Origin of the sequence: Deinococcus apachensis DSM 19763, assembly GCF_000381345.1 — a bacterium.
GTDB classification, from domain to species: Bacteria; Deinococcota; Deinococci; order Deinococcales; family Deinococcaceae; genus Deinococcus; species Deinococcus apachensis.
The window spans coordinates 1-7,500 of sequence record NZ_KB906403.1 but is presented as its reverse complement, the minus strand read 5'-3'; the positions used below and the strand labels follow the sequence as shown (position 1 = coordinate 7,500).

12 protein-coding genes (1 of these 12 only partly in view) are annotated in these 7,500 nt (G+C 64.7%); 2 read left to right on the top strand and 10 right to left on the bottom strand.

Annotated elements, in window-relative coordinates; all coding sequences use genetic code 11:
- Positions 1 to 641 carry the start of a DNA-directed RNA polymerase subunit beta gene (gene rpoB, locus F784_RS0110840; RefSeq protein WP_026332408.1) on the bottom strand. 2,818 nt of this gene lie to the left of the window's left edge, so the window shows 641 of its 3,459 coding nt (coding positions 1-641); it begins with the start codon at positions 639 to 641; its stop codon lies off the left edge, out of view.
- Positions 642 to 850: 209 nt separating this feature from the next.
- On the opposite strand from rpoB, the gene F784_RS0110835 reads away from it, so the two are divergent.
- Positions 851 to 1,645 carry a tetratricopeptide repeat protein gene (locus F784_RS0110835; protein ID WP_019586752.1) on the top strand — a complete coding sequence of 265 codons (795 nt, stop codon included), beginning with the start codon at positions 851 to 853 and terminating at the stop codon, positions 1,643 to 1,645.
- The gene (locus F784_RS0110830) at positions 1,642 to 2,160 is read left to right on the top strand and encodes a hypothetical protein (RefSeq protein WP_019586751.1); all 519 of its coding nucleotides are present in this window, start codon (positions 1,642 to 1,644) and stop codon (positions 2,158 to 2,160) included. The genes F784_RS0110835 and F784_RS0110830 overlap by 4 nt, the downstream gene beginning before the upstream one ends.
- Before the next feature lie 47 nt (positions 2,161 to 2,207).
- Here the strand turns inward: F784_RS0110830 and F784_RS0110825 are convergent, their stop codons facing one another.
- The 9 genes from F784_RS0110825 to tuf form a co-directional block, all read right to left on the bottom strand.
- Positions 2,208 to 2,471, bottom strand: a complete 264-nt coding sequence (locus F784_RS0110825) for a cold-shock protein (RefSeq protein ID WP_019586750.1) — start codon at positions 2,469 to 2,471, stop codon at positions 2,208 to 2,210.
- 196 nt (positions 2,472 to 2,667) lie between these two features.
- A complete protein-coding gene (gene rplL / locus F784_RS0110820; protein WP_019586749.1) occupies positions 2,668 to 3,036 on the bottom strand; it encodes a 50S ribosomal protein L7/L12 in 369 nt (122 codons plus the stop codon).
- A 60-nt stretch (positions 3,037 to 3,096) separates the two neighbouring features.
- The gene (gene rplJ / locus F784_RS0110815; protein ID WP_019586748.1) at positions 3,097 to 3,606 is read right to left on the bottom strand and encodes a 50S ribosomal protein L10; all 510 of its coding nucleotides are present in this window, start codon (positions 3,604 to 3,606) and stop codon (positions 3,097 to 3,099) included.
- Between the two features lie 184 nt (positions 3,607 to 3,790).
- Positions 3,791 to 4,492 carry a 50S ribosomal protein L1 gene (gene rplA, locus F784_RS0110810; RefSeq protein ID WP_019586747.1) on the bottom strand — a complete coding sequence of 234 codons (702 nt, stop codon included), beginning with the start codon at positions 4,490 to 4,492 and terminating at the stop codon, positions 3,791 to 3,793.
- A complete protein-coding gene (rplK, locus tag F784_RS0110805; protein ID WP_019586746.1) occupies positions 4,485 to 4,922 on the bottom strand; it encodes a 50S ribosomal protein L11 in 438 nt (145 codons plus the stop codon). Before rplK ends, rplA begins: the two co-directional genes overlap by 8 nt.
- Positions 4,923 to 5,080: 158 nt before the next feature.
- Complete coding sequence (gene nusG / locus F784_RS0110800; RefSeq protein WP_019586745.1) at positions 5,081 to 5,653, bottom strand: transcription termination/antitermination protein NusG; 573 nt, start codon at positions 5,651 to 5,653, stop codon at positions 5,081 to 5,083.
- The gene (gene secE, locus F784_RS0110795) at positions 5,650 to 5,829 is read right to left on the bottom strand and encodes a preprotein translocase subunit SecE (RefSeq protein WP_019586744.1); all 180 of its coding nucleotides are present in this window, start codon (positions 5,827 to 5,829) and stop codon (positions 5,650 to 5,652) included. Before secE ends, nusG begins: the two co-directional genes overlap by 4 nt.
- 79 nt (positions 5,830 to 5,908) lie before the next feature.
- Positions 5,909 to 6,076 carry a 50S ribosomal protein L33 gene (gene rpmG / locus F784_RS0110790; RefSeq protein ID WP_012692576.1) on the bottom strand — a complete coding sequence of 56 codons (168 nt, stop codon included), beginning with the start codon at positions 6,074 to 6,076 and terminating at the stop codon, positions 5,909 to 5,911.
- A 205-nt stretch (positions 6,077 to 6,281) separates the two neighbouring features.
- The gene (gene tuf, locus F784_RS0110785) at positions 6,282 to 7,499 is read right to left on the bottom strand and encodes an elongation factor Tu (RefSeq protein ID WP_019586270.1); all 1,218 of its coding nucleotides are present in this window, start codon (positions 7,497 to 7,499) and stop codon (positions 6,282 to 6,284) included.
- Position 7,500: the final 1 nt, after the last annotated feature.

Here is a 7,500-nt window from a genome sequence, read left to right as displayed (position 1 = left end):
TGGGCGTCGTCGTAGCCCAGCACGCGCAGCAGCAGGCTCACCGGGAACTTGCGCTTGTTGACCTTCATCTCCAGCACGCCCGCGTTCATCTCCAGCTCGATCCAGGGACCGCGCTTGGGCATGGGGATGATCGCCGCCGTGTACATCTTCTTGATGCCCTTGTAACTCGACGTGAAGTACACGCCGGGCGAGCGGTGAATCTGCGAGATCACCACGCGGTCAGCCCCGTTGATCACGAAGGAGCCGTCCTCGGTCATCAGCGGCAGGTCGCCCAGGAACACCTGGTCTTCCTTGATCAGGCCGCTGTCCTTGTGGATCAGTTGGAGCTTGGCGTACATCGGCGCCTGGTACGTCAGGTCCTTCTCGCGGCACTCCTCCGGGGTGTAGGGCGGCTCGCCCAGGCGGTACTCCAGGAAGTCCAGCACCAGCCCCGTCGAACGGCCCTTCTCGGTCTCGTCGATAGGGAAGACCTCGCGGAAGGCGCTCTGGAGGCCAGTATCGTCCCGTCGGTCGGGCGCCTTGTTGGCCTGAAGGAACGCCCTGAAGGAGTTCACCTGCACTTCGGTCAGATTGGGCAGCGGAATCACTTCGGTGATCTCACCAAAGCGCTCTATACGCGGTTTCTGATTGCTAAGGCTCATTCACACCTCGCGCACCCTGCGTGTCGCTGCGGCCTTCCGGGGCGGGAAAAGGCGCAGTCGAGACAGCAGCCCCTCCGGCTGCGTCCCGTGGTCAAGCGTCAATTGTGGAGTCCGCGTGCCTGCAAAGGTCTCCTGCCCAACCCATCATGGTCGGCCACAGGCAAGTATATACGAGGGTGGGGCGTTTTGGCAAGCGTTAGGATGGCTGTGTGGACGCCCTGCAACCACTCCTGCCGTACCTGTTCCTGCTGATGCGGGGGCTGGTTCTCCTGTGCTTCATTCATGCTCTCGCCACCCGTCAGGACCTGTACTGGCTCTTCATCCTGGGGCTGGCGCTGTTCTTCGGGGGCATCTTCAGCACCGTCGGCGCGCTGGTCTACGCCTTCACGGTGTTTTTCCCCTGGTTACGGGGAAGCGGGCGCGGCGCGGCGCGGGCCATCGGGCGGGGGGTGGAGGCGATCAAGCCGCTCGACACCCGTATCCGCGAGGCGCAGGAACGGCTGACCGAGAGCGATACCCTCGCCAACCGCGCCGACCTTGCCGCCCTGCAAGCCCGGGCGGGCCGACCCGAGGAGGCCCAGACGACTCTCGCGCCGCTGCTCAGTGGCATCTATGCGGACGATCCGGTGGTCCTCCTGACCAGCGCCGAACTCGACCTCACCCGCGGAAACGCCGCCGCTGCCGAAGCTCTCCTCAACCGTGTGGACCTCCGCACCAGCGCCGCGACCCGGACCCGCGCTCTGACCTTGCTCGCCCAGGCTCAGGACGCGCAGGGCAAGACGGCGGAGGCGGACGCCACCTACCGTGAGGCCATGACGGCAGCCACGACCGAAGAACCCCGCGCCCGTTACGCGGCCTTTTTGCTGAAGCAGGGGAGGCGCCAGGAGGCCCAGGCTCTCCTAGACGCGCTGGCCAAGACCGAGCAGCGCGCCACCGGCCTCTACCGCCGTCAGGAGCGCGAGTGGTTCCAGATGGCGGCGGGGCTGCGGCGGGAGCTGAGGTGATCGTCCAGGCGGCCGACGTCTCCTACCTCTACACAGAGCGCGGCGAGAGCAGCGATCAGGCTACTTTGCGTCGTGTGGAGGACGGCAAAACGGTTTGGAAGCTGAAGTTGGCCCCCGGGCAATCCAAGAGTTCCGCGCTGCTCGCCCTGGACTCGCTGTTTGTGACCGTCTGTGAGAGCAACACCGTCATAGGAGTCTGCGATGTTCTGCGCCTTGGGGCGGAAACAGGTGAGGTCCTCTCCGCCACCCCCGGCATCCTCTGGAACACCACCAAGGAATACGCGCTGGTCATGGGTTTCCCCAGATGGGGAACCTCGGCCCTTGGCTTTTTCTCGACAAGCGGACGGGTTTTTACTGCTGCTGGAACGCAGGCCGTCAACGACCAAGTCTCCTCACGAAACGGCTGCGGTCCATTCGACATCCTGGGAGCGACGTACGAGCTTGAGGAGCTGATTCTCACTTTGCGAGATGCCTGCGGCATCTGGCAAAAAAGATTCGTGACGACAAAGATTTAAAACCCCCAACCTCTCGGCTGGGGGCTTGAATTTACGCTGCCTGTGGATTACCAGCGGTCGTTGCGGCGCTGGGGGCGGTCGCCGTAGGCGGGGGCCGGGGCGGCCTTCGTCACAACGATGTTCTTGGCCTGGGGACCCTTGCCGCGCTGACCGGGCTCGATGTCGAACTCGACCTCGTCACCCTCATTGAGCTTCTTGAAACCCGTGGACTGGATCGCGCTGAAGTGCGCGAACACGTCGTCGCTGCCTTCCGTCTCGATGAACCCAAAGCCCTTTTCCGCGTTGAACCACTTCACTCTGCCTACTGCCATCTTCAACTCCTCGTGAGCCCCAGCACAAAAAAGAGACCCGGCCTGTTTACCGCGTCTCTCAAAAGGATCTGCTGGAAAACTACGAAATCACTATGTCCCGCCCAGGGGCAAAAGATAGTAAAGTGGCTTACACTTTGGCTGGGCACAAGAAAAACCCCCACCTCGCGGCGGGGGCTGCACTCCCGGTGGGAAGGGTTTAGCGGACTTCGACCTTGGCGCCCGCGCCTTCGAGCTGGGCGCGGAACTTCTCGGCGTCTTCCTTGCTAACGCCTTCCTTGATGGCGCCGCCCTTCTCGCTGAGGTCCTTGGCTTCCTTCAGCCCCAGGCCGGTGATGGCGCGCAGTTCCTTAATGACGTTGATCTTGCTGGCGCCCGCGTCCACGAGGATGACGTCGAACTCGGTCTTCTCCTCGACGGGGGCAGCGGCGGCGGCGGCGCCACCACCGGCGACGGCCACGGCGGCCGTGACGCCCCAGGTGTCCTTGAGGCCGTCGATGAGGTCGGCGAGTTCCATGATGGTGAGGGTGCTGAGCTGGTCGATCAGAGCCTGCTTGTCGTAAGCCATGGTGGTGTCCTCCTGGACTGGATTTTTAGAACTTGGGAAAGGGGAAAGGCTGTGAGAGCCTTAGGCCTGAGCCTCGGGAGCGCCGCCGCCGAGCTTGTCACGGTACGCTTCAAGGATGCCCACGAAGTTGCTAAGGTGCGCGCTGAGCACGCCCACGAGTTCGCCCTGAAGGCTCTGCTTGCTGCCCAGGCTCGCCAGACGCTCGATGACCCGAACGTCCACGCGGTTGCCCTCGACGAAGCCGCCCTTGACGGCGGGGATGCCGCGGTCGTTGCCCTTGGACGCGTCGCTGAGCGTCTTGGCGACCCCGGCGGGATCGTCGTGGGCCAGCACCAGGGCGCTGGGGCCCTTCAGGGCGTCGCTGAAGTCGCGGCCACCCTCCTGAAGGGCGAGGTTGATCAGGGTGTTCTTGGCAACGATCAGTTGCCCGCCCTTCCCGCGGATGTCCTTACGCAGTTGGCTGAGCTGCCCGGCGGTCAGGCCCTGGTAGTCAACGACGTAGAACGTCTCGACGCCCGTGAGGCTGCCCTTCAGGTCCGTCAGGTTCTGCTGATTGCGTTCGTTCGCCACGTTTGAGAACCTCCTCTGTGGTGAACAAGTCCAGGTACGCTGCTCGCGCCCTGACAACTCGGCGGGATGTTTAAACCTGGCAAGGGTCCCCGCTGTCTACGATGCCGAAATTAGGAAAGGTGCAAGGAGCGCACCGGGGTGCCGAAATGGACAGGGGAGAGGACGGACCCCTTCCCGGGGAAGATCAGGCCTGGGCCTGGCTACCCAGCGTGAGGGGAATGCTCGGCCCCATCGTGCTGGTCAGGTACGCGCTGCGGAGGTACACGCCCTTGGCCGCGCCGGGCTTGGCAGCTTCCAGCGCCGTCAGGAGGGCCTGGTAGTTCGCGCTGAGGTTACCCGCGTCGAAGCTGGCCTTGCCGATGGGCGCGTGAACCACGCCGGTCTTGTCGTTGCGGAACTCAATGCGGCCCGCCTTCAGGCCCCGCACCATGCCCGCCACGTCGGGACCGACGGTGCCGCTCTTGGGGTTGGGCAGCAGGCCGCGCGGCCCGAGCAGACGCGCGAGGCGCTGACCGACCATCGCCATCATGTCGGGGGTCGCCACGACAGCGTCGAAGTCCATGAAGCCGCCCGCAATACGCTCGATCAGGTCCTCGGCACCCACCACGTCGGCACCGGCGGCCTCGGCGGCAGCCTGGTTGTCCCCCCGCGTGATCACGGCCACACGCACGCTGCGGCCCGTGCCGTGGGGCAGCGAGACCGTGCCGCGCACGTTCTGGTCACTCTTGCGGGGGTCGATGCCCAGGCGGAAGTGAACTTCCACCGTCTCGTCGAACTTGGCAGTGGCGAGGTCCTTGACCAGGCTGGTGGCCTCGTCGATGGAGTACTGCTTGCTGCGGTCCACCCGGCCCACCAGGGCGCGGTAACGCTTGCCGTGCTTAGGCATTGGGGGCCCCCTCGATGGTCACGCCCATGGAGCGCGCGGTGCCCGCCACGGTGTTCGCGGCGGCCTCGACGCTGCCCGCGTTCAGGTCAGGAAGCTTGGTGCGGGCAATCTCCAGCACCTGGTCCCAGTTCAGCTTGCCCACCTTCGCCTTGTTGGGCGTGGCGCTGCCCTTTTGCAGACCCGCCGCCTTGCGGATCAGGTAGCTCATGGGGGGCGTCTTGGTGATGAAGGTGAAGGAGCGGTCGGCGTAGATCGTGATCTCGACCGGGATGATCGCATCACCCTTGTCGGCCGTGGCCGCGTTGAACTCCTTCGTGAAGCCCATGATGTTCGCGCCGTACTGGCCGAGCGCGGGGCCCACGGGCGGGGCCGGGGTCGCCTTTCCGGCCGGAAGCTGCAACTTCACGATCCCGGTGACTTTCTTAGCCATGCTGTTTCCTCCTTAGCTCCCCCGGCCTCTTCACGAAAGGACCGGGGTGCTGACGCTAAGTTCCGCCGCTCAGCCCCCCTTACGGGAGATGGCGTCACGGCAGCAACTTTTCCAGTGTACAGGGCCAGGAGGCTTCTGCCAAGCCCGGCCCCGCCGTTTTACTTGCTGACCTGCGCGAAGTCCAGCTCGACGGGCGTCTCGCGCCCGAAGATGCTGACGAGCACCTTGACCTTGGCCTGCGGGGCGTTAATCTCGCTCACCACACCGCTGAAGTCGGCAAAGGGGCCACCCGTCACCCGGACCATGTCGCCGGGCTTGAGGTCCACCTTGACGCGGGTCGGCGCCTCTTCCTGGGGCTGGGCGGCCACGCCCACCGAAGCGAGCAGGCGCTGCACCTCCTCGGGGGAAAGGGGCACCGGGCGGGTGGCCGTGCCCACGAAACCCGTCACGCCGTTTGTGCCGCGCACAACTTCCCAGGACTCACCCAGTTCACCCGGGGCGTCGTCGTCCTCGACATCCATCTGCACGAAGACGTAGCCCGGGAAGAGCTTGCGGCGAACGGTTTCCTTTTTGCCGCCCTCACGCAGTTCGACCGCTTCTTCGGTAGGCTGCAGCACCTGGAAGATCTTGGTGTGGAGCATGCCCAGTTTGCGGGCACGCTCCATCAGGTGCTGCTCCACGCGGTCTTCCTGGCCCACATAGGTGTGGACGGCGTACCACTCGATGCTCACGGGAGTACCGCCCGGATCAACGCGCTGAACACGGTGTCCATCAGGAACACGATCAGGGTCAGGGCGATCACGAAGATCAGCACCGCCTGCGTGCCCTCGATGACCCCCTGGCGCGTCGGCCAGGTGACACGCGCGAGTTCCGCACGCGAGTCCCGCAAGTACTGAATCAGATTCATGCGCTCACCTTGCCCGTCATGACTTGCAAAAGAGAAGGGGACTGATCATGCAGCCGGGCCACTAGGACCCGACCAGAAATCAGACCTTCTTCTCCTTGAACACGACGTGCTTTTTCGCCACGGGGTCGTACTTCCGCAGTTCCATCTTGGCCTGCGTGTTGCGGCGGTTCTTGGTGGTCGTGTAGTAGAAGCCCGTGCCAGCGGTGCTTTCCATCTTCACGATGATGCGCGGTCCGTCCTTCGCCATGTTGCTGCTCCTTTCGCGCGGCCTTTGGGCCATCGGCCTTCGAGGCCCGCGCTCCCAGCCCCCGCCTTCCCGGCGAGTCGCTGGTAAAAGCCCGCCTTGAGGCGGGCAACATTCGGATTATAGGGAGTCGGGGGGCGGGTGTCCACCCACAGGACAACAAAGACAAGGGGGACCATGTGGCCCCCCTGCTTATGGCTGCTGGAATTTACTCCAACACTTTCGTGACGACGCCCGCGCCGACGGTACGGCCGCCCTCGCGGATGGCGAAGCGCAGGCCCTCTTCCATGGCGATGGGCTTGATCAGCTCGACGGTGAAGGTCACGTTGTCACCGGGCATCACCATCTCCACGCCCTCGGCCAGCTCCACCACACCCGTCACATCAGTGGTGCGGAAGTAGAACTGCGGACGGTACCCGCCGAAGAACGCCGAGTGACGTCCACCCTCATCCTTGGACAGCACGTACACGCTGGCCTCGAACTTGGTGTGCGGCTTGATGCTGCCCGGCTTGGCCAGTACCTGGCCGCGCTCCACGTCATCACGGGCCACGCCGCGCAGCAGCACCCCCACGTTGTCGCCCGCCATGCCCTGATCCAGCAGCTTGCGGTGCATCTCGATGCCCGTCACCGTGGTCTTCTTGGTATCGCGCAGCCCGATGATCTCCACCTCGTCCTGCACCTTCACCACGCCACGCTCCACGCGGCCGGTGGCCACGGTGCCGCGGCCGGTGATGGTGAACACGTCCTCGACGGGCATCAGGAAGGTCTTGTCGGTGTCGCGCTCGGGGGTGGGGATGTAGCTGTCGATGGCGTCCAGCAGTTCCCAGATGCGGTCGACCCACTGGTTCTCGCCGCGGCTGGTCTTGGGGTTGGCCTGCAGCGCTTCCAGCGCCTGCAGGGCGCTGCCCTTGATCACCGGCAGGTCATCGCCGGGAAACTCGTACTTGCTGAGCAGCTCGCGCACTTCCATCTCCACCAGTTCCAGCAGCTCCTCGTCGTCGACCATGTCCACCTTGTTCATGAACACGACGATGTAGGGCACGCCCACCTGGCGAGCGAGCAGGATGTGCTCGCGGGTCTGGGGCATCGGGCCGTCGGCGCTGCTGACCACCAGGATCGCCCCGTCCATCTGGGCGGCGCCGGTGATCATGTTCTTGACGTAGTCGGCGTGGCCGGGGCAGTCGACGTGGCTGTAGTGGCGGGTGGGGGTGTTGTATTCGACGTGCGCGGTGTTGATGGTGATGCCGCGGGCCTTTTCCTCGGGGGCCTTGTCGATCTGGTCGTAGGCCAGCTTCTCGACGGTGGGGTCCATCGCGGCCGCCGTGAAGGTGATGGCGGCGGTCAGGGTGGTCTTGCCGTGGTCCACGTGCCCGATCGTCCCGACGTTCACGTGCGGCTTCGTCCTCTCAAACGTTCCTTTGGCCATG